Annotated in this window: 15 protein-coding genes; 10 read left to right on the top strand and 5 right to left on the bottom strand. The window is 68.3% G+C overall.

Features of this window, described 5'->3' with window-relative positions; all coding sequences use genetic code 11:
• Window positions 1–207: 207 nt before the first annotated feature.
• From ACWCQ6_RS03035 to ACWCQ6_RS03025, 3 genes are all read left to right on the top strand, one after another.
• Window positions 208–771, top strand: a complete 564-nt coding sequence (locus ACWCQ6_RS03035) for an RNA polymerase sigma factor (protein ID WP_451085024.1) — start codon at window positions 208–210, stop codon at window positions 769–771.
• Window positions 768–1,916 carry a CU044_5270 family protein gene (locus tag ACWCQ6_RS03030; RefSeq protein WP_451085023.1) on the top strand — a complete coding sequence of 383 codons (1,149 nt, stop codon included), beginning with the start codon at window positions 768–770 and terminating at the stop codon, window positions 1,914–1,916. The genes ACWCQ6_RS03035 and ACWCQ6_RS03030 overlap by 4 nt, the downstream gene beginning before the upstream one ends.
• A 470-nt stretch (window positions 1,917–2,386) precedes the next feature.
• On the top strand, window positions 2,387–3,172 hold the full coding sequence (locus tag ACWCQ6_RS03025) for an SAM-dependent methyltransferase (RefSeq protein ID WP_451085022.1): 786 nt from the start codon (window positions 2,387–2,389) through the stop codon (window positions 3,170–3,172).
• 34 nt (window positions 3,173–3,206) lie between these two features.
• On the opposite strand, the gene ACWCQ6_RS03020 is transcribed toward ACWCQ6_RS03025, so the two are convergent.
• Window positions 3,207–3,686, bottom strand: coding sequence for a GNAT family N-acetyltransferase (locus ACWCQ6_RS03020; RefSeq protein ID WP_451085021.1), 480 nt, complete (start codon window positions 3,684–3,686; stop codon window positions 3,207–3,209).
• A 50-nt stretch (window positions 3,687–3,736) separates the two neighbouring features.
• Between ACWCQ6_RS03020 and ACWCQ6_RS03015 the strand changes: the two genes are divergently transcribed.
• On the top strand, window positions 3,737–4,552 hold the full coding sequence (locus tag ACWCQ6_RS03015; RefSeq protein ID WP_451085020.1) for an exodeoxyribonuclease III: 816 nt from the start codon (window positions 3,737–3,739) through the stop codon (window positions 4,550–4,552).
• A 97-nt stretch (window positions 4,553–4,649) separates the two neighbouring features.
• Here the strand turns inward: ACWCQ6_RS03015 and ACWCQ6_RS03010 are convergent, their stop codons facing one another.
• On the bottom strand, window positions 4,650–5,300 hold the full coding sequence (locus ACWCQ6_RS03010) for a MerR family transcriptional regulator (protein ID WP_451085112.1): 651 nt from the start codon (window positions 5,298–5,300) through the stop codon (window positions 4,650–4,652).
• Between the two features lie 252 nt (window positions 5,301–5,552).
• On the opposite strand from ACWCQ6_RS03010, the gene ACWCQ6_RS03005 reads away from it, so the two are divergent.
• From ACWCQ6_RS03005 to ACWCQ6_RS02990, 4 genes are all read left to right on the top strand, one after another.
• A complete protein-coding gene (locus tag ACWCQ6_RS03005) occupies window positions 5,553–7,076 on the top strand; it encodes a flavin-containing monooxygenase (protein WP_451085019.1) in 1,524 nt (507 codons plus the stop codon).
• Complete coding sequence (locus ACWCQ6_RS03000; protein ID WP_451085018.1) at window positions 7,073–8,032, top strand: alpha/beta fold hydrolase; 960 nt, start codon at window positions 7,073–7,075, stop codon at window positions 8,030–8,032. The genes ACWCQ6_RS03005 and ACWCQ6_RS03000 overlap by 4 nt, the downstream gene beginning before the upstream one ends.
• Window positions 8,029–8,922, top strand: a complete 894-nt coding sequence (locus tag ACWCQ6_RS02995; RefSeq protein WP_451085017.1) for an SDR family oxidoreductase — start codon at window positions 8,029–8,031, stop codon at window positions 8,920–8,922. Before ACWCQ6_RS03000 ends, ACWCQ6_RS02995 begins: the two co-directional genes overlap by 4 nt.
• A gap of 85 nt (window positions 8,923–9,007) precedes the next feature.
• The gene (locus tag ACWCQ6_RS02990; protein WP_451085016.1) at window positions 9,008–9,217 is read left to right on the top strand and encodes a hypothetical protein; all 210 of its coding nucleotides are present in this window, start codon (window positions 9,008–9,010) and stop codon (window positions 9,215–9,217) included.
• A gap of 109 nt (window positions 9,218–9,326) precedes the next feature.
• On the opposite strand, the gene ACWCQ6_RS02985 is transcribed toward ACWCQ6_RS02990, so the two are convergent.
• Window positions 9,327–9,533, bottom strand: a complete 207-nt coding sequence (locus tag ACWCQ6_RS02985) for a hypothetical protein (RefSeq protein WP_451085015.1) — start codon at window positions 9,531–9,533, stop codon at window positions 9,327–9,329.
• Window positions 9,534–9,614: 81 nt separating this feature from the next.
• Window positions 9,615–10,817 (bottom strand): hypothetical protein, encoded by a 1,203-nt coding sequence (locus tag ACWCQ6_RS02980; RefSeq protein ID WP_451085014.1) that lies wholly within the window; start codon window positions 10,815–10,817, stop codon window positions 9,615–9,617.
• A gap of 542 nt (window positions 10,818–11,359) precedes the next feature.
• On the opposite strand from ACWCQ6_RS02980, the gene ACWCQ6_RS02975 reads away from it, so the two are divergent.
• Together ACWCQ6_RS02975 and ACWCQ6_RS02970 are read left to right on the top strand one after the other, a co-directional pair.
• Window positions 11,360–18,325: an RHS repeat-associated core domain-containing protein gene (locus ACWCQ6_RS02975; protein ID WP_451085013.1), complete on the top strand. Its 6,966-nt coding sequence runs from the start codon at window positions 11,360–11,362 to the stop codon at window positions 18,323–18,325.
• 14 nt (window positions 18,326–18,339) lie between these two features.
• Window positions 18,340–18,729 carry a hypothetical protein gene (locus tag ACWCQ6_RS02970; protein WP_451085012.1) on the top strand — a complete coding sequence of 130 codons (390 nt, stop codon included), beginning with the start codon at window positions 18,340–18,342 and terminating at the stop codon, window positions 18,727–18,729.
• A 202-nt stretch (window positions 18,730–18,931) separates the two neighbouring features.
• Here ACWCQ6_RS02970 and ACWCQ6_RS02965 read toward each other — a convergent pair whose 3' ends face one another.
• Complete coding sequence (locus tag ACWCQ6_RS02965; protein ID WP_451085011.1) at window positions 18,932–20,017, bottom strand: Dyp-type peroxidase; 1,086 nt, start codon at window positions 20,015–20,017, stop codon at window positions 18,932–18,934.
• Window positions 20,018–20,358 lie beyond the last annotated feature (341 nt).

The following is a 20,358-nucleotide window of genomic DNA, read 5'->3' as shown; positions in this document are numbered from 1 at the left end:
GACCGGCAGGCCGGCGGCCCGGTTGACGCATCGGGTGGGCACAGCGTTCCCAGGGCCCCGGCGCCTGCGGCGGCGGTGCGGTCGAGCCCCCTGATGTGACGTACGCCTCGTTTCTCGGGCGTATTTCCTGGCACGCCGCTGTAACGATCAGCCCGTTCGGCCCACTACTCAGCGACAGAGCACACCAGGAGGGACAGGAGGTGGGCAGTGCCCGATCACGACGCGGATCGTTTCACCGCCATCTACGACGGCTGTCGGCAACGCGTGTGGGCCTACGTGGTCAGCCGTGCGGGACGACAGGTCGCCGATGAGGTGGTGAACGAAGTGTTCACCGTGGCCTGGCGCAAGCTGGACGACGTCCCCGAGACACCGCTGCCATGGCTGCTCGGGGTCGCCCGCAACATCCTGCGGGACAGCATCCGGGCGGAGGCCAGGCGCGCGTCGTTCGCCGCCGAGCTGCACTCCTGGACGGAACCCGCCGAGGCGGACATCGCCGAGGAGATATCCGAGCGCAACGCGCTGCTCAACGCGCTGGCCACGCTGCCGGAGGACGATCGGGAACTGCTGATCCTCTCCGGGTGGCAGGGCCTGACCCCCGCACAGGCGGCCGCGGTGGTCGGCTGCTCGCCCATCACCCTGCGAGTCCGTCTGCACCGGGCGCGCAGACGTCTCACCCAGGCCGCGTCGGCCTCCCCACCCACGGAGGAGGCCGCAGCCGTGCGGCGCGTGTCCACCCGAGTCCGGATCGCCGTAGGAAAGGAAGCCCGGTGAAGAACGACATCCTGCACCGTCTGACAGCCGCCCGCCCCGCTCACCTCGACCCCGACCGCCCCACACCGTCACCGGTACGGGAAGAGGAGCTCGCCACGCTCACGAGCCGTCCGCGCGCGATGCGCACGGCTCGCACCACTGCCCGGCCGCGGAGGGTGGGCCGCTCTCTCGTCCCCGGTCTCGCCCTGGCCACCGCGGCGGCGGTGGCGGCTGTGGTGATCACTGACATCGCGCCGGAGAAGCCGGGATCCGCGCCCTCCGCGACGTCGGGCTCCGGCAGCCGGATCCTTCTCGCTGCCGCCTCCCACGTCGAGCAGCAACCGGCCGGCTCCGGCACGTACTGGTACGTGGAGGAACACCTCGGTTCCTTCCACAAGGTCCTCGGCAAGGACTACACCGTCGCCGCCCGCACCGAGCACCGGTACTGGACGGCCGCCGCCAAGAACAAGCGGTGGTCGCAGTCCCTGGACCTGGGGGCACGTCCGGCCACGAAGGCGGACGAGGCGGCGTGGAAGGCGGACGGTTCCCCCACGTCGTGGAACGTGGAGGGGGAGGAGACCCTCACCTACGCCGGCAAGGGCGAGATCCAGCGCGACGCCCCCGGCGGAGACGGGGACACCTTCAAGATGGGCGACCTCCCCCTCCGCCTCCTGGCCACGCTCCCCACCGATGAACAGGCCCTCCGCAAGCGCCTGTTCGCCCTGGTCGACAAGGACTACAACGGCCCCAAGAGGATCCTCGACCAGATCGTCGTCGACACAGCCGTCCAACTCGCCACGACCCTCCCGTCCACCCCGTCCCTGCGCGCCGCCGCCTACCGCCTCCTCGCCGCCGAACCAGGCGTACGCTCCCTCGGCGACGTCAAGGACCACACCGGCCGCACCGGCTACGCCGTCGCCCTCCCCAGCCCCCACGGGCCCACCGAACTCCGCCTGATCTTCGACAAGTCCACGGGCATGCCGCTCGGCACCGAGACGGTTGCCACCCGGGACGGTGACGGTGTGAGCAAGGGCCAGCGGCAGGGCTACACGACGATCACGTCGATGAAGTGGACCGAAAAGGCGCCTCCGTTCGACACCGACACCGAGGATCCGGGACCGATTTCCGTTCCGGGCGAGGAGCAGGATGTCGAGCCGGCCCGCTGAGGCTGCTTTCGTCGGGGAGCCCGCCGCGACCCGTGGGCATGCGACGCCCCGCGGGTCCGGTGCCGGGCCGTGGTCTTCGCCATGGTCCTGGGGCAGCGCGGCCGGCAGTTCGGGGTCGGAGTAGACCTCGGCGGTGTGCTGCCAGGCGATGAGCAGCTGGGCGACGGACGCGCTGTTGCCGAGCGAGTCGGCGGCCCGCATGGTGTCGACCAGTTCGACGGCGAAGGCGTGGACATCGGTCTCGGGAAGAAAGCGGACCCAGGCAAACGCCCCGGTCACGCTGCCCGTCGGCGGCGGCAGGCCCGCCCCGCCGACGGGCGAGGAGGCGTGGCGGCGGGGGCCGTCGGGTGGTGTCGGCGCGGCCAACTACGCTGGCATTGCTCGCCTGTTCCGTGTGTGCTGCCGGGGGTGTTCTCGCGTCAGGCCGAGTTCCCAGCTGCTCGTGAATTCCCGTACGGAGGAGCGTCCCTGTGACAGCCGGCATGCCCAAGCCCCAGATCGACACCAGCAGGCCCCACCCCGCGCGCGTCTACGACTGGCTGCTGGGCGGCAAGGACAACTATCCGGTCGACCAGCAGGTGGCGGTGAAGCTGCCGGAGGAGGCGCGGGGCAACGCCGCGCGGAACCGGGCCTTCATGCACCGGGCCTCCGCCTGGCTGGCCCGCAGCGGGGTCGATCAGTTCCTCGACATCGGCACCGGCATTCCCACCGAGCCCAATCTGCACCAGGTCGTCCAGGAGATCGTCCCGTCCGCCCGGATCGTCTACGCGGACAACGACCCGATCGTGCTGCGGCACGCGGAGGCGCTGCTCGTCAGCAGGCCGGAGGGGATCACCGACTACATCCACGCGGATGTGCGGCAGCCGGAGCGGATCCTCGAACACGCCCGTGAGCTGCTGGACTTCGACCGCCCGATCGCGTTGTCCCTGATCGCGCTGATGCACTTCCTGCCGGACGACCAGGACCCGTACGGCCTCACCCGCACCCTGGTCGACGCACTGCCCGCGGGCAGCTTCCTGGTGCTCTCGCACGGCACGGCCGACCAGCACCCGGAGCTGAAGCAGGAGACCGAGACCGCGTACAAGAAGGGGGCGATCCCGCTGCGGATGCGCACCCGGAGCGAGGTCGAGCCCTTCTTCGACGGACTGGACCTCGTCGAGCCGGGACTGGTCTTCGCCACGGAGTGGTACCGCGAGGAGCCCGCGCCGGTGCGGGAGCGCAGCGGCTTCTACGTGGGCGTCGGCCGGGTGCGCTGAGCCGTCGGGGGAGTGCGGCCGAGGCGCCAGGCCGCTACCGCAGCGGCTTGGCGAAGCAGCGGCTGCTCTCGTACGTGCGGTAGTGGCCGAACTTCTCGCACGGGACGTAGCCGCTGGATTCGTACAGCGCGATCGCCTCGGGCTGCTTGTCCCCGGTCTCCAGCACCATGCGGACCCGGCCCGCCGCCCGCGCGTCGGCCTCCAGGGCGGCCAGGAGGCGGCGGGCCAGTCCGCTGCCGCGGCCCTCGGGTATCACGAACATCCGCTTGAGCTCGGCGTCGCCGTCCGAGTAGCCCTCGTCGTTCTGGTCCTGGGTGCGCCAGCCGCCGGTGGCGACGGGGCGGTCCTGCGCGTCGTAGGCGAGCAGATACAGACCGTGCGGCGGCTCGAACATAGAGGGGTCGAGCGGTGTGACATCGCCCTCGTCCCCGTACCGCTCGGCGTATTCGAGCTGCACCTGGTCGTTGAGTTTGACGGCGTCGGGGTGGTCGAAGGGCCGAGACTGGATATTCATGCGCGGAATGGTACATGTATGCGCAGGTTCGAGGTCGGTATCGTGCCGGAATGCTCACTGTGACCACCGTCAACGTAAACGGGCTCCGCGCCGCTGCCAAGAAGGGTTTCGTCGAGTGGCTGGCCCGGACCGAAGCCGATGTGATCTGCCTCCAGGAAGTGCGGGCCGAGCCGCAGCAGCTGCCCGAGGAGGTGCGCGATCCGGAGGGCTGGCACACCGTGCACGCGCCGGCCGCCGCCAAGGGGCGGGCCGGGGTCTCCCTCTACTCGCGGCGCGCGCCGGAGCGCGTGCAGATCGGGTTCGGCGGCTTCGGGGACGCGGGGAGTGAGGAGTTCGACGCGAGCGGACGCTACGTCGAGATCGACCTGCCGGGTGTCACGGTCGCGAGCCTGTATCTGCCCTCCGGTGAGGTCGGGACCGAGAAGCAGGACGAGAAGGAGCGGTTCATGGCCGCGTTCCTCCCGTATCTGAAGGGCCTGAAGAAGCGGGCCGCGGCCGAGGGCCGCGAGGTGGTGGTCTGCGGCGACTGGAACATCGCCCATCAGGAGGCCGACCTGAAGAACTGGAAGGCCAACAAGAAGAACTCCGGCTTCCTGCCCGAGGAGCGGGAGTGGCTGACCCGGGTCTTCGACGAGGCCGAGTGCGTCGATGTCGTACGGGCGCTGCACCCCGACGAGGAGGGGCCGTACTCGTGGTGGTCCTACCGCGGGCGGGCCTTCGACAATGACACCGGCTGGCGGATCGACTACCAGGTGGCGACGCCTGGGCTGGCCGGGCGCGCGGTGAAGGGGTGGGTCGAGCGGGCCGCGACGCACGCCGAGCGGTGGAGCGACCACGCGCCGGTGACGGTGGTCTTCGAACAGTAGAGCGTGCGAACGGGGGGAGTGCGGGGCGGCCGGGGCCGGGCAGGATCCCGGCGTGCGATCGAGAGTGCCGGACCGGCGGCCGCCGTGCGACCGCCCGTCAGGGGGCGGGGTTCTGCGGCGGGTCGTCGGTGTTCTCGCGGCACAGGCGGCGGTCCAGGGCCATGGAGAGTTCCGCGTCCACCACCGCGCGGGCCAGGGGGCGGAGTCGGGGAGGTTCGGTCCCGTCGCCGTGGTTCTCCAGGGCGCCCACGAAGAGTTCGGCGAGCGCGTCGGCGTGCTCGCGGACCCGGCGGCCTGCCGCGAGTACGGTCGCGAGCGGTACTCCCTCCCGCACCAGCTGGGACGAGACCTCCAGCAGGCGGCGGCTGATGTGGACGATCTCGTCGCCGTCGGTGGCGAGATAGCCCAGGTCGAGGGCGGCGGCCAGATTCTCCGTGCCGGTCTCGCCCTCGAAGTAGTCCGCCAGCTGCTCGGGCGTGAGGCGGACCGGGGTCTCCTCGGTCGGCTCGCCCAGCCCCAGTACCTCGGCGACGTCGCGGCCGCTCTCGAAGGTGCGGGCGAGATCGGCGATGCCGGTGAGGGTGTGCCCGCGCTCCAGCAGGCCCGTGATGGTGCGCAGCCGGGCCAGATGGTGGTCGTCGTACCAGGCGATGCGCCCCTCGCGGCGGGGCGGCGAGATCAGTCCGCGCTCCCGGTAGAAGCGCACGGTCCGCACGGGGATGCCGGCCTCCTCGGCCAGCTCCTCCATGCGGTATTCGCGGTGCTCGCGTCCTTCGGCCACACCCGCACCATACCGGCCTCCTCCGTGGCGGGGAGCCGGCTCCCGGCGCCCGGCGACTTCGCTCGCCGTCCGCTCTCCGCCATGGGGGAGGCCGCATGTTGTACCGCCGGTAACTTTCCCTCGCCGTACCCCTACCCATCGGTACGGAGCTGTTCTAGTCTCCCAACAATGCCAGTGATTGCTGGCGGAGTCGTGTGACGGACCGCGGGAGGCGGCAGCATGGCCCAGCACAAGCACGTACGAGTGGCGGTGATCGGATCCGGATTCGGGGGCCTCGGCGCCGCCGTCCGGCTGCGCCGTGAAGGCATCACGGACTTCGTCGTCCTGGAGCGGGCCGATTCCGTCGGCGGCACCTGGCGCGACAACAGCTATCCCGGCTGCGCCTGCGACGTACCGTCCCACCTCTACTCGTTCTCCTTCGCGCCCAACCCCGAGTGGCCGCGCACCTTCTCCGGGCAGGAGCACATCCGCGCCTACCTGGAGCATGTCGCGGACACCTTCGGCCTTCGGCCGCACATCCGGCCGGGCCATGAAGTGACGTCGATGCGCTGGGACCGCGAGGAGCTCCGCTGGGCCATCGAGACGGCCAACGGGGCTTCCTTCACCGCCGACTTCGTCGTCTCCGCGACCGGCCCGCTCTCCGACCCGAAGACGCCGGACATCCCCGGTCTCGCCGACTTCCCCGGCAAGGTCTTCCACTCGGCCCGCTGGGACCACGACGCCGATCTGACCGGCAAACGCGTCGCCGTGATCGGCACCGGCGCCTCCGCCATCCAGATCGTGCCCGCGATCCAGCCGAAGGTCGGCAGCCTGGCGCTCTTCCAGCGCACCCCGCCCTGGGTCATGCCGCGCATGGACCGGAGGATCAGCGGCGCCGAGCGCCGGCTGCACCGCGCACTGCCCATCACGGGCACCGTGCGCCGCGGACTGCTCTGGGGCATACGGGAGTTGCAGGTCGGCGCCTTCACCAAGCACCCGAACGAGCTGGGCCTGGTCGAGAAGATAGCCAAGGCCAACATGGCGAAGGCGATCAAGGACCCCGTGCTGCGGGCCAGGCTGACCCCCTCGTACCGCATCGGCTGCAAGCGCATCCTGCTCTCCAGCACCTACTACCCGGCGCTCGCCCGGCCCAACGTGGACGTGATCACCTCCGGCCTGGCCGAGGTGCGCGGCTCCACGCTCGTCGCCTCCGACGGTACGGAGACCGAGGCCGACGCGATCATCTTCGGCACCGGCTTCCGCGTCACCGACATGCCGATCGCCGAGCGCGTGGTGGGCGCCGAGGGCATCACGCTCGCCGAGTCCTGGAAGGACGGCATGCGGGCGCTGCGCGGTGCCAGCGCCGCCGGTTTCCCCAACTTCATGACGGTCATCGGCCCCAACACCGGCCTCGGGAACTCCTCGATGGTCCTGATGATCGAGTCCCAGCTGAACTACATGGCCGACTATCTGCGTCAGCTGAACGTGCTGGGCGGACGGGTCGCGCTCGACGCGCGCCCCTCGGCGGTCGGCGCCTGGGACCGCCACATCCAGGCGCGGATGAAGCGCACCGTGTGGAACACCGGCGGCTGCAACAGCTGGTACCTGGACGCCAACGGGCGCAACACCACCGTCTGGCCGGGCACCACCGCCGAGTTCCGCAAGGTCACACGGTCGGTCGACCTCTCGGAGTACGAGGTCCTGCGGGTCCCGAAGCGGGCCGCCGCCCCGGCGAAGGCCGTCGCCGAGGAGGTCGTGGGATGAGCCGGCTGCTGCGGCGTGACGGCGCCCTGCCGGTCCCCACGCGCGAGCTGGTCGCGCGCTCCGCCGACGGCGCCCGGATCCATGTCGAGGCGCACGGGCGGGACGGCGCCCCGGCGGTGGTCCTCGCGCACGGCTGGACGTGCAGCACCCACTTCTGGGCCGCGCAGGTCCGGGATCTCGCGGTGGACCACCGGGTCGTCGTCTACGACCAGCGGGGCCACGGCCGTTCGCCCTCCGTGGGCCGCGAGGGATACAGCGCCGAGGCCCTCGCCGACGACCTCGAAGCGGTGCTGGCCGCCACCCTCGCACCGGGGGAGAAGGCCGTGATCGCCGGGCACTCCATGGGCGGCATGACGATCATGGCCGCCTCGCGGCGGGCCGGGCTGCGCGAGCACGCGGCGGCCGTACTGCTGTGCAGCACCGGCAGTTCGCGGCTGGCCGCCGAGTCACTGGTGGTGCCGATGCGGGCCGGGGCCGTCCGGACCTGGCTGGCCCGCGCAATCCTCCGTGCGAAGACCCCGCTCGGACCGGTGACACCGGTTTCCCGGCGGATACTCAAGTACGCGACGATGGGAGCGGGCTCCGCCCCCGACCGGGTGGACGCCTGCTCCCGGATCGTGCACGCCTGCCCGCGCGGCGCACGGGCGCCCTGGGGCCATGTCCTTGCGGAGCTCGATCTCGACGCGGGCGTACGGGAGTTGCGGGTGCCCACGGAGGTGATCGCGGGTACGGAGGACCGGATGACGCCGCTCGTGCACGCCCGTGCCCTCACGGCGGCGCTCCCCGACTGCCTGGGGCTCACCGAGCTGACGGGCATCGGCCACATGACGCCGGTGGAGGCACCGGAGGCGGTCACGGCGAAGATCCGGGAGCTCGTCACCGGGCACCTCCCGGCGGGCGGTACGGGTGCGGGCGCGGGTACGGACGGTACGGCCGAGAAGGAGGAGGTCGCATGAACGACAGGCGGAGTCTCGAAGGACAGGTCGTCGTCGTCACGGGCGCGGCACGTGGCGTGGGCGAACTGCTGGCCCGCAAGCTCTCGGCGCGCGGCGCGACGCTCGCGCTGGTCGGGCTGGAGCCGGACGAGCTGAAGAAGGTCTCCGAGCGGCTGCACTCGGAGAGCGGCCACTGGTTCGCGGACGTCACCGACCACGAGGCGATGGCGCGGGTCGCCCAGGAGGTCAAGGAGCGGTTCGGGAAGATCGACGTCGTCGTCGCCAACGCCGGGGTCGCCTCCGGCGGGCCGTTCGTCGACTCGGACCCCGACGCATGGCGGCGGGTCATCGAGGTCAATCTGATCGGTGGCGCCGTCACCGGGCGGGCCTTCCTGCCGGTGCTCATGGAGAGCCGCGGCTACTTTCTCCAGATCGCCTCGCTCGCGGCGATATCACCGGCGCCGTTGATGACCGCGTACTGCGCGTCCAAGTCGGGCGTGGAGGCCTTCGCGCACAGCCTGCGGGCCGAGGTCGCCCACCGGGGCGTGAAGGTCGGGGTCGGCTATCTGTCCTGGACCGACACGGACATGGTGCGGGGCGCCGACCAGGACGCCGTGATGCGGGAGCTGCGCCGGCGGCTGCCCTGGCCGGCGAACCGCACCTATCCGCTGGGCCCCGCCGTCGACCGGATCGTTGCCGGTATCGAGCGCCGGTCCGCGCATGTGTACGCGCAGTGGTGGCTGCGCGGGATGCAGCCCGTGCGCGGCTGTCTGCCCTCGCTGGTAGGGGTCGTCGGGCAGCGGGAGGTCCGCAGGTTCGGGTCGCGGCTGGACGGCGTGAGCAAGGGTCTCGTCGGCGCCGGGGGCGCCGCCGACCAGGCGGCGAGGGCGGTGACTACGCAGCGTAAGTGATCGACATGCGGTGGGTGCCGGGGCCTGCGACGCTGATCGAGGTCCTCACGGACCGTTCCCCAAACATCCACGAGGAGTGAACGGAATGGGTATCGCAGACCAGTTCAAGGACAAGGCGCAGCAGCTCGCCGACCAGGCCAAGAAGAAGGGCGACGAAGGCCGCACCGAGGGCCGGGAGCGGACGCGCCCCGAGAGCCGCCAGCGGATGCAGAACGTGTCCGAGCGGGCCTCGAAGACGTCGCAACAAGGCCGTGACAAGGCCAGGGGCACCGCGGACGAGCGCCGCGAGCGCTGACGGGCCGGTCGCGACACTGCGCGTTGCCTGTGAGGGGCGCGCCCGGATCTCCGGGCGCGCCCCTTCCGCACGGCGCGGGCCGGGGCTCCGCGCGGTCCCGGCCCCGGCCTCAGCCTTCGGCCGTCGGGTGCGCCGGATCGCCCGGGTAGGTGTTCGCCCCGCACAGCACCACGGCGACCCGCTCGCCGGCGCGCGGCCGGTAGCCGCCGCCCCGGCGCCGCCGGCCCCGCGACGCCGCCCGCAATTGCCGGTCGGTCTTGGGCAGCGGCCGGTCCGGCGGCGGGTCCGGCTCCGCCCGACGCCGCCCGCGTCCCACCGTCCCACCGTGCCGTCACCGCGGGCGGCGTCCCGTTTCGCGCCGGCCCGACAGGTGTCCCCGGGCAAGCCGGCCCGGGCGTCACGGAGGCCCGGAACCAAGCAGCGTGAAGGCTCCGTACACCCCGGACGCGAGTGCCGCCACGATCACGACCACTGCCGGAAGCGCCCTTCGCTGGACGCCCGCCAGGGCCACCGCGGCCGGCAGCAGCAACGGAAACGCGGGCATCATCAGCCGGGGCCTGGAGCCGAAGTAGCCGGACCCGATCAACGAGATCACGACCACCACGAGGCAGTAGACGAGCACGGGCAACGGCTGGCGCGGCCGTTGCCGTACGCACAGCCACAGCACCCAGAAGAGGACGGCGAAGGCTGCGCACAGTCCGAGTCCCGCGAAGACGTTGTGGCCGAACTGCTCCACCACGAAGGCGGCCAGCGCCACCCCTCCGTCGATCCGGTTGTCCCAGTCCGCCTGGACATCGAAGTACGCGAACGGGTTCCTCTCCCGCACGGCCACGAAGGCGATGTACGACAGCCAGCCCAGCGGGGCCAGACAGACCCCCACCACCATCCGCCGGTGTGTCCGCAGCGGTTCACCTGCGCGCCACGCGGTGAACAGCCGCCATGCCGCGGTGACGCCGATCGCTGCGATCAGCGCGGCCGCGATCGGCCGGGTCAGCCCGGCGCCGACGCACAGCACACCCGCTGTGATCCATCTGTCGGTCAGAACGGCGTACAACGACCAGGCCGCCAGCGCCGTGAACAGCGTTTCGGTGTACGCCATGGACTGTACGAAGGCCGTCGGGTAGGCCCCCCAGAGCACGGCCAGCAGTACGCCTGCCCGGCGCCCGTACAGCCGCGCACCCACGGCGAAGATGCCACCGGCGGCGACGAGCGAGGCGAGCCATGAGACCAACAGGCCCGCGCCGGCCACGCCGAGGGGCGGGATCAGGGCGGACAGTCCCCGCTCCAGCGCGGGCAGGAGCGGGAAGAAGGCCAGATCGGAGTGGAAGGTACCGTCCGGGAGCCGGACCTCGTAGCCGTATCCGTGTTCGGCGATCCGCTGGTACCAGACCGAGTCCCAGCGGCCTGCCAGCCGGTGCATTCCGTCCTTGCCGGTGGCGGAGGCGGAGATCAGGAGGATCGCGACGCCGGTGAGCCGTACGGCGGCGTAGCCCAGCAGTGCGGGTGCGGCGTAGCGGAGCGAGACGGCCGACGGACGGGGCGCGGAACCCGGTCGCGGGGCGGCAGCCCGGGAGAGGGGGACGGACTTGATCTCGGGCATGTCGGAAGTATCGCGCGTCGACGCCCGCCGGGCCGCACCGGTCCCGATCCCGGCCGCCCGCCGCCTTCGAGATCGACGAGTGGGCGGGTGACATTGCGCCACAGGGCGACGGCATCGAACAGGTCGCCTTCTTCCCGCTGCCCGACGCCCCCGCAACGCTGTTGTGGTTGTGCTGCGTTGGCGAGATCTTGTCTCCTTCAGTTCGGTGATGACAGCTTGTGTGTATCTTGTGACCGCTTGCATGGGGAGTGTGGGTGTCATGGGTCATTCGTGGCTCATGAGGGGGTTCTGGGGAGGGCGGCGTGCGCATGCGCGGCAAACGGTTCGGAACAGGTGTGTCCGCACGCCGGCGGGCATTCACGGTGGGGGTGCTGGGGCTGGCCTTATCGGTCGGGTTAGTGCCTGCAGAGGCGGCTCCATCCGCCCCCTCGTCGGGAGCGTCCACGCGGATTCAGAGCAGTGCCCTCGACGACGCGACGCCAGTTGGCAGCCCTGCGGGTCCGACTGCACCCACGGCCGCCGAGCCGACCACGAACAACGCGGTGTACGCCTACGATGCGGCATCCCGCCTCGTCGGTGTCACGGACCCGGACGGCGAGACCGCCCGCTACCGCTACGACGCGGCGGGCAACCGCCTCGGCGTGGACCGTTTCGCATCGAGTGCTCTGTCGGTACTCTCCCTGGTTCCTGTGCGTGCCGCGTCGGGCGAGAGCGTCACCCTTTCCGGCACGGGGTTCTCGACAACAGAGGCCTCCAATACGGTCTCGTTCGGAACGAAGACCGCTACGGTCACGTCGGCGTCGGCCACCCGGCTGGTGGTGACCGTTCCCGAAGGCGCGGCCAAGGGACCGGTCTCGGTAGCAGTCGGCAGTGGCAGCGCAACATCGACGGAGACCTTCACCCCGGCGCAGGGCAAGCCCGTAGTCACCTCGTATGCGCCGACCTCCGGGCCGCCGGGGACAGAAGTGGTGCTCTCCGGGTCCGATTTCGCGGCTGCCGCGACGGACAACGTCGTCCGCTTCAACGGTGGCAGGATCGCAGAGGTCGTCGAACGCACTGACACAGCCCTGACGGTGAAGGTCCCCGCAGGTGCTACGACAGGCCGGATCACGATCGAGACCCCTGACGGCCGGGGATCGGCTCCCGGCGACTTCAGCGTTCCCCTGGAGGGAAACGAATTCGAGACAACTGTTCGTACGTCGCCGACCGATGAAGACCCACCTTCAGTCTCGATCTCGGCCTCCGACAAGAGAGCCCGAGTGCTGATCGATGCCGAAGCAGGCGACTCTCTGAGCTTTCACCTCTCCGGCTCGACGTTCAAAGGCGACCTGCAGTTGCGGATGGTCTCTCCCCAGGACATCGAGCTCGACCAGGTCCGGGTGCGCCCCGGCAAGCTCTTCGACTGGGATCTCACCGACCTGCCAGTCTCCGGAACGTATTCCCTGGTCATCGAGCCGTACAGCTCCGATACCGGGGCGGGAGCCGTCACGGTTACCGCGTCTCAACCCCTGGCGGTCGGTCGGCTCTCACCGACCGATGCGACGCCTGCCAGCATCAGCCTGAACAGGCCAGGGCGACTGGCGCAAGCCACCTTCGAGGCGGAGAAAGGTGACGACCTCTCGATCGGCGCGCTCGACAGCACCTTTACCGGCGCGGCCTACATCACGGTGCAGACACCGTCCGGTGAGCTTGTCGGCTGGGGAGCGGCCCACGTCCCTGCCGGAGCCTCCGCAACTGTCGGGCTGGGGGACTTGCCAGAGACGGGAACCTACATCGTCACCGCCGATCCCGACCCAGGGGTCACAGGAACGCTGGGACTTCTGCTGTCGGCAGACGTCAAAGTCTCTCTTTCGTCGGACGCGGCGTCCGTACCAGTGGTGGTGTCGCGACGTGGGCAGCTGGCGCGAGCGGAGTTCACCGCCCCGCCCGGCGGAATCGTGGGGCTCGGCGTCACTGACGTAACCATCCCGATAAATTCGACCCTCCGGGCATGGGACGCCGACGGAAACTTCGTCGAAGGACTCGGAACCGTTTTCGCGAACAGCGGCGGCAGTCTGCACTTGAACGGCCTGACCCCTGGAGACGACTACACAGTGGTGCTCCAGACGTATGCGGCCTCCACCGGGTCGATGAAGTTCTGGCTTTCGACTCCGGTGACAACCGAGCCCCTCACCACCGGCAGCCCCAGCACACAAGCGGAACTGACACGACCGGGCCAGCAGCTCATTGTTCCTGTCCTCGCTGCCGACAGCAGCGGGATCTCGGTCTTCGTGTCCGGACCGGTTGCGATGAAGGGCGGCGGCGACGTCGCAAGAGTCACACCCGACGGCCAAGTCGTGAAAGACGCCGGGATCGGAACATCGGGAGAGGCAGTGGCGGCTCTTCCCACGCCTCTGCCCGAGGGAACACACCTGCTTCTGGTCCAGCCCTGGCGCACAACCGCGGGCACTGTGACCGCATCACGGATGGCCGGGGTGAACGCCGGAACGCTCGCGCTGGGCGGTGCCAAGCAAACGGCGGTGATCTCCCATCCGTACCTGCACGCCTACTTCACCTTCACGGTCGAGTCGGAGGACGGGGCCGAACTCGACCTCGAGGTCGAAGCCCCGTCACCGTTCAGCTGGATCGCGACGCTGATTGATTCATCAGGGGAGGAATGGGGCGGGGCATATCTGCACCAGTCGACTCTCTCAACATCCTTCGGTTTCCTTGATCCGGGTACATACACGTTGGTGGTCGAGCCGATGGGCCCATCGACCGGCCAGATCACTCTCGGCCTCAAGGACGGATCCGCCGCCGCGGCGAGCGGCGGTGACGACACGAGCGGCTCGGCGGGGATCGTTCCCGAGGGGGCGGACGCCTGGCAGCCGGGCAAGCAGCAGAAAGCCGGCCGGGACTGGGTGACAGGCCGCGGTGACGGGCCGAAAGCTCCCCGGAAACTTCGTTCGCCCCCGGGCAGAACGGCGTTGACCGGTCACGTGCTGAAGCTGGACGGGAAACCCCTGGCGAAGGTTGCCGTCTCCGTCGGCGACAAGACGGCCAGAACCGACTCCCGCGGCAGATTCCTGCTGGCCGGCATCAGTCCCGATGCGAAGACCCTGGTGGTCGACGGATCGACGGCCAACACGAGGAAGCGGCAGTACGGCCGCTTCGACATACACATCGGCCCTAAGCGCGGTCAGAGTGTCGACCTCGGGTTCCCGGTCTGGATGACGCCCCTCGACACCAAGAACACGGTGAGCTTCGCCGCCCCGGCGAAGTCCGACGTCGTGCTGAAGACCCCGAAGATTCCCGGGCTCGAAGTCCGTATCCCCAAGGGTTCGGTGGTCCGGGACGAGAAGGGCAAGCCGGTCACGGAGCTGGGGATCACCGCCATACCCATCGACCGGCCGCCGTTCCCGCTGCCCGAGAACAGTGTCGTGCCCGTGTACTTCACCGTGCAGCCTGGCGGCACATACGTCTTTCCCAAGGGCGCGCAGGTCATCTATCCGAACTACACACGCGAAGCCCCCGGCACCCGCGTGGAGTTCATGGACTACGACCCGAAGAAGAAGGGCTGGTACGTCTACGGGCACGGGAAGGTGTCCGAGGACGGCCGTCAGGTCGTGCCCGATGCCAAGACACGGGTCTGGGCCTTTCACGGCGCGATGTTCAACATCCCCGACTGGCTGCCCTGGGACCTGTCGTGGGTGAAGGACGCCTTCGACTGGCTGTCCGGTGACCCTGTCGACCTGTCCACCGGGATGCTCACTGACTCGCGTACCGACCTGGCCGTGTCCGACTCCCGTGGATCGGCCCAGATCACCCGGACCTACTGGCAGGGCGACACACGGACCCGCGCCTTCGGCATCGGACGCGACCTCTCCTACAACGTCTTCCTGCACTCGAAGAAGCAGTACGAACAGGTCGACCTGTATTTGCCCGGCGGCCAGTCAGTCCCCTTTGTGCGCACTTCAGCTGGCACGGGCTACGCCGACGCGGTCTTCGAACCCTCCGGAACCCCGTCCGGATTCCACGGCTCGAAGATTGTGTGGGACGACGGAGCGTGGCACATGAAGTTCCGTGACGGCACTACCTGGATCTTTCCTCAGTATGCACCTCTGAAGGAGATCCGGGACCGGCACGGCAACGCCGTTCAGCTGACCCGAGCCGGCAACAAGGGCGAGATCACGCAGATCTCCACTCCCGGCGGCCGCTGGATCTCCCTCGCCTACGACACCAAGAAGCGCGTTTCATCAATCCGGGACAACGCGGGCCGTACGACCGAGTACACCTACGACACCGCCGGACGCCTGGCCACCGTCAAGGACCCGGCAAACAGGATCAGCCGCTACACGTACGACGGCACGTCCAACCGCATCAAGACAGCAGTGGATGCCCGCGGCATCACCTACATGACCAACGTCTATGAGGGCGGGCGGGTCCAGGAACAGACGCTCACCGAGGGCGCCAAGTACACCTTCGAGTACACGCTGACCGGAGCAGGCAAGGTGACCTCCACAACGGTCACGCAGCCCGGTGGGTCCCTGAGGCGGGTCGAATTCGACGCCGACGGCTTCGGAGTCAAGGACACCCAGGCATACGGCAGCACCCTGGCCCGCACCACCCAGTACCACCGGGGGCCTCACCACCGCGTGGACGCGGTCACCGACCCGTACGACCGCCGCACCGAACTCACCTACGACGCCAACGGGTACGTCACCCGCACCACCGAGCTCGCAGGCACGCCACAGGCACGCCAGTCCGGCACCGCGGTCTACGACGGTCCGTACGACCAGCCCACCGCCCTCACCGATCCATTGGGCAACACCACCATCCTCGGTTACGACGCTGTGGGCGACCTGCGGAAGGTCACCGACCCCGAGAAAAGGGAGACCACTCTCACCTACACCTCCGACGGGCAGGTGAAGACGGTGACCGACGCCTCCGAAGCGGTGACCGAATACACCTACCTGAACGGCGAGATGGTGTCGGTCAAGGACGCGGAGGGCCGCACCAGCGGCCAATTCCTCGACGCGGCAGGACGGCCGTCCGCTCTGACCGACGCGGCAGGATCCCGCACGACGCTCACGTACGACTCTCTGAACCAGACCCGCAGGATCACCGATCCGCTCGGTCAGGTCACCGCTCTGGACTACGACGAGAACGGCAACCTGACCACCCTCACCGACGCCCGCCAGAACGCCACCATGTGGGCGTACGACAACGCGGACCGGGCCGAGTCGGCGACGGATCCGCTGGGAGCACAGGCGCTGTTCGCCTATGACGCCGCAGGCAACCTGGCGAAGGTGACCAGCCGCTCGGGCCAGGTCGCCACAACCGAGTACGACCTGCTGGGGCGGACGAAGAACACCAAATACGGCGTGAACGTGGCCGGTACGGCCGAGTCCACCGTCACCTACGCCTACGACGCGGTCGACCTGCCGAAGACGATCACAGACACCCAGGCGGGGACCCAGACCTTCGAATACGACGAGTACGACCGGACGAAGACAGTCACCGGCCCCACCGGCACGGTCGCCTACGTCTACGACGCGGCGGATCGACGCAAGGAGATGACCGCAGCCGGGAAAACCACGCTCTACGGCTACGACACCTCGAACATCCTCACCTCCGTCACCTCCGACGACCAGACGGTCACCTTCGGCCTGGACACGGTGGGCCGCGAGAAGACCGCCGAACTGCCGGGCGGGATCACCCGTACCACCACCCTGGACAAGACGGGCACGATCAAGAACATCGGCTACACCAAGGGCACGGCCGACATCGGTGACCTCTCCTACACGAGAGACGTACGCGGCCTCCAGACCGGCCTGTCCGGCACTCTCGCCTCGGTGGCGCTGCCGGCGGCAGAGACGGGCGCGGTGTTCGGGAAGGACAACCGGCTCACCACCTTCAACGGCCGCTCCTTCACCTACGACGCGGACGGCCGGCTCAAGACCGACGGGAAACGCACCTACACCTGGAACGCCCGCGGCCAGTTGTCCGGGCTCACCGCCACCGGTGGAGCTTCGAGCCTGTTCACGTACGACGCACTGGGCACACGCGCCACCACAACCCTCGGCGACACCACCAAGAAGTTCCTGACCGACGGCTCCAACCCGCTGGTGGAACAGGACGCCACAGGAGCCGAAACGGCCACGGTCGCGGCATCCGGCCTGGACGAGTACCTGACCCGGACCGAGAACAACGCGACGCAGATCTACCTCACCGACGCGCTGGGCACAGTCGTCGGACTGGCCGACACCGACGGCACGGTCGTCACCCGCTACACCTACGACCCCAACGGCCAGTCCACCAGCTCGGGCGCCGCGTCCTCCAACCCCTACACCTTCACCGGGCGCGAGTCCGACGGAACGGGGCTCCTGTACTACCGCAACCGCTACTACGACCCCGAGACCGGCCGTTTCATCTCCCAGGACCCGATCGGTCACGCGGGCGGCACCAACCTCTACCAGTACGCGCTCAGTTCACCCACCACCTACACCGACCCGTCGGGCAACAGTCCACTGCTCGCGGGCTGCGTCTTCGGCGGGCTCTCCGAAGCCGGCCTCGACTGGCTCGGTCAACGCCTGTCGGGCCGCAAGGTCGACTGGGGCCAGGTCGGTGTCTCAGCGGCCATGGGCTGCGCGACCGGCATGCTCGGCGCCGGGGGCGCGTCCAAGTGGGCGTCCCTGGGCAAGTGCCGCAAGGTCGGCAACAGCTTCACCTCGGACACCCCCGTTCTCCTCGCGGACGGCACCCGCAAACCGATCAAGGACGTTCAGATCGGCGACGAGGTCCTGGCCACCGACCCCGAAACCGGCGAAAGCGGCCCCCGTCCGGTCACGGCCCTGATCAAGGGCACGGGTGACAAACAACTGGTCGACATCACCCTCGACACGGGTGCGTCCCACTCCCTGACGGCCACGGACGGCCACCCCTTCTGGGTCCCCGCCCTGAACCGCTGGGTCGAAGCCGACGAACTCACCGCCGGCCAGTGGCTCCAGACGAGCAGTGGAACCTGGGTACAGATCGCCGCAGTCACCCGCCGCACCGCATCCACCACGGTCTACAACCTCACCGTCGCAGATTTCCATACGTACTATGCGCTGGCAGGGGATACGCCGGTCCTGGTTCACAACTGCGACGTGGGGGGCTTGCGGCCTGACTTCAACTCGACGAAGTCTGCGGTTGATCATTACGTCAAACACGTACGTGGGCTGGATTTTCGATTGAAGAAGGGTGTATTTCGCGCCACGAGAGAGTCCACACCGATCCGAATTCGGGGTGTGGATATGCCGGAATTCTCGGGTGCCGGTGGAAGGCGAGCGTACCGTGAAGCCGCGCGTGATTTTATGCAGAGTGATGGTCCTTATGGTTCGATCACTCATGTCGCCTCAAGCGGTGCAATCCATCGGTTTGATCCGGCCAGCGGTTACTATGGCCTCGTGAATAGTGGAGGGACGATTTCAACTTTCTTCCGCCCGGCTGATGGCCTCTCGTACTTCCGTCGATCGATTAATTAAGGAGGTGAAGGAGAATGATGTTTGTTGAAAGGTACAACGTCGTAGCGCGGACGTTAGGCAAGGAAGCTTTGACGCCTAATCGAGCTATTGAGGCATGGCTTCAGTTCGTCGAAAGCTGCGAGGAGGGCTACGAAGACAGTCTTGCTGAATACAGGAATGAATTGTCCATTCGGCGCTTCTTGCAGGCGGTGATCGACGACCCGCAGGTTCAGCGAACCTCGGATGCGCAGTGGTTCATCAGGGAAGTCGAGGCCGTCGACGCGAAATTTTCATCGCTGCTTGAGGGTGGGTTTCAAGTCGCTGGAAGCTGGGGCTGGTGGGAGCGTCGAATTCCCCGCGTCGGCGGTGGGGTATTCCTGATCGATGTCCGAGACGCTTATGGCGTGGATCTGGAGCCGATCTGAACCGGTGCCAATGTGCGTATGGCTCAACAGCTCCTTGAGTATGACGAGTTCGATGTCCTGCTCCAGGAGTGGGGCGAGCACGTTCGGGTTGAGTGGCACGCCCCACTCCTGTTCACACGGTGACCGAAGACGGATCGCGGCTTCGTCAGAAGCCCTCTGGTCGGAAACGTCCATCTGGACCCAGATACGGAGAGGTCAGATCTTAGCTGAACGTGTCAATCCACTTGTTGCCGTGCGGGGGGACGAAGAAGTATCCGCCGCCTGTGGTCAGCAAGTACTTTGACAGGGGTTCCCCTTCCAGGCGTTTCTGGGTCGCTTCGAATCCTTGGGCCAGGTCTCGCTGGAAACAGGAGAAGATGATCCCCGTATCACCGTTGCCCCGGTCATAGCTGTAACTGCGCCGCACGATCGGTGGGGGAGTGCGGCGGTCAGGGGTCGCGAGACGTACATGCGAATCAAGCGGTGTAAGCCTGCCCGTCGGATCGGCCGCAAAGTTGGGCTGTTCGTCGGTCGGTGTGCCGTCGAGCCACCCTCCATCGCGCCTACGTCCGATGATCCGCTCCTGTTCTCGTACTGAGTCTTTGTCCCATAGGTCGGTCGCGAACCGGATGACGCGCACAACCTGGTAGCTGCCGCCTATAGTCCACTGTGGCTCGTTCTGATCGGCAGAAGTGAGTGCGCGGCTGAGGGATTCCCTCTCGGTGCCCGGATTGCCGAAGCCCTCGGTGAAGTGGAACGGGTTACGGGCCAGACCCCTGCCGTCCTTGACCCGGTTGGCGGGACGAGAGCCATAGATGTGCCACCGAATCGTCCAGTGCGGGGAAGCGGTGTTCCTGAGGCGCTCAACGGTCTTCTGTATCGCCGCGGCCTTGTCGCTCGCGACGTGGGCGAGAACGTCTCCATGTGACGTGGCGGGATCAAGAAGGTCACCGGTGAAGTGCGGCATCGCCTTGAGCTGGCGAGGAATCGACTTCTCAAGTCCGAAAAGTGTTGCCCCGAGGGCGAACCCCACGGACGTGTCCGGCTCGGCGGCAGCGCGAACCCGTTTCACCAATTCTCTCAGCGCGCCACGTGACCGCCCGATGTCGAGCGCGATCAACGCCACGTACTTTTCCGGCAAAATTCCACGCAACTGGACCGGAATGCCGGCCGAGTCGTCAGAGCCGGCACTGCCCCCTGCAGCGCCCCTGTCTGCCAGCCCGTAGGCAGCCGCACCACCACCTGCTAAAGCAACTGCCACGCCCGAAGCCATCAAGTTTCTGCGTCGTATCACTTCGACCTCGCTCACTTTGATGAGCCCGTTGCTTCATCAACTTCTCATCTTGTCAACCGAAGTACGTCCGCAACAGTCGTGTCCGGAGTCCGAGCTTCGGGAGCCGGGATTCGGATTTCGAGCTTCAGAGCGGGGCCGTTCACTCGTTCGTGGGTAAGGGGAGGGGCCCGGGGCCGGGGCTTGAGCTTCGGGTTTCGGGGGCCGGGTTTCGGGTTCCGGGGTTCGAGCGGTGTTGTTCAATCGGTTGGTTGGTTGGGGGTTTGGGAAAACCTCCCACCCTCCCGGACCCGTAACGGCCAGCAAGTATGACTAATCGTGACCGAGTTGCGGCGAGGAGTCGCGGCTGTCTACGGTGC

The sequence above is a fragment of the Streptomyces sp. NPDC001880 genome, from assembly GCF_053594575.1.
The sequence above is the reverse complement of the archived record's forward strand: the minus strand, read 5'-3'. Positions and strand labels throughout refer to the sequence as shown.

Excerpts from the sequence above, each read along its gene's own strand:
- ACWCQ6_RS02980 (WP_451085014.1), bottom strand. The coding sequence starts at position 10,817 with ATGCCCGAGATCAAGTCCGTCCCCCTCTCCCGGGCTGCCGCCCCGCGA.
- ACWCQ6_RS03005 (WP_451085019.1), top strand. The coding sequence starts at position 5,553 with ATGGCCCAGCACAAGCACGTACGAGTGGCGGTGATCGGATCCGGATTC.
- ACWCQ6_RS03020 (WP_451085021.1), bottom strand. The coding sequence starts at position 3,686 with ATGAATATCCAGTCTCGGCCCTTCGACCACCCCGACGCCGTCAAACTC.
- ACWCQ6_RS02970 (WP_451085012.1), top strand. The coding sequence starts at position 18,340 with ATGATGTTTGTTGAAAGGTACAACGTCGTAGCGCGGACGTTAGGCAAG.
- ACWCQ6_RS02995 (WP_451085017.1), top strand. The coding sequence starts at position 8,029 with ATGAACGACAGGCGGAGTCTCGAAGGACAGGTCGTCGTCGTCACGGGC.
- ACWCQ6_RS03015 (WP_451085020.1), top strand. The coding sequence starts at position 3,737 with ATGCTCACTGTGACCACCGTCAACGTAAACGGGCTCCGCGCCGCTGCC.
- ACWCQ6_RS03010 (WP_451085112.1), bottom strand. The coding sequence starts at position 5,300 with ATGGAGGAGCTGGCCGAGGAGGCCGGCATCCCCGTGCGGACCGTGCGC.
- ACWCQ6_RS03000 (WP_451085018.1), top strand. The coding sequence starts at position 7,073 with ATGAGCCGGCTGCTGCGGCGTGACGGCGCCCTGCCGGTCCCCACGCGC.
- ACWCQ6_RS02990 (WP_451085016.1), top strand. The coding sequence starts at position 9,008 with ATGGGTATCGCAGACCAGTTCAAGGACAAGGCGCAGCAGCTCGCCGAC.